Raw genomic sequence first — 484 nt, 5'->3', positions numbered from 1 at the left:
GTTGTCGGTGAAGTCATCGTTCACCGGGGTTACGGTGATGCTCAGGGTCGAGCTGTCGGTCGGACCCGAGCCGTCGGTCAGTACATAGGTAACCACCGGCACCGCGCCATTGTAGTTGGCGGCCGGGGTGAAGCTGTACGCCCCATTCGCAGCCAGGCTGAAGCTGCCTACACCGGCAATGGTGTACACCTGACCCAGCACAAATGGACCAGTCTGACCTGCGATGCTGAAGCTCTGCACTGTCACCGGACCATCGACCGACACGCCATCAATGACGTTGCCGCTCTTGGTACCGCTGTCCTCGCTGATCGTCACCTGCTCGTCGTTGTCGGTGAAGTCATCGTTCACCGGGGTTACGGTGATGCTCAGGGTCGAGCTGTCGGTCGGACCCGAGCCGTCGGTCAGGGTGTAGCTCACCGGCGGCACAGTGCCGTTCCAGTTGGCCGCCGGGGTGAAGCTGTAGGTGCCGTCCTGGTTGATGACC

Annotated in this window: 1 protein-coding gene; it reads right to left on the bottom strand. The window is 62.0% G+C overall.

Translation table 11 applies throughout. The features are described from left to right. Positions 1-484 (bottom strand): cadherin-like domain-containing protein (locus ACW5W8_RS23845; RefSeq protein ID WP_498630889.1); only part of this gene is annotated, 484 nt, incomplete at both ends.

The organism is Aeromonas aquatilis (assembly GCF_054052405.1).
This window is presented reverse-complemented; position numbering and strand designations above follow the sequence as displayed.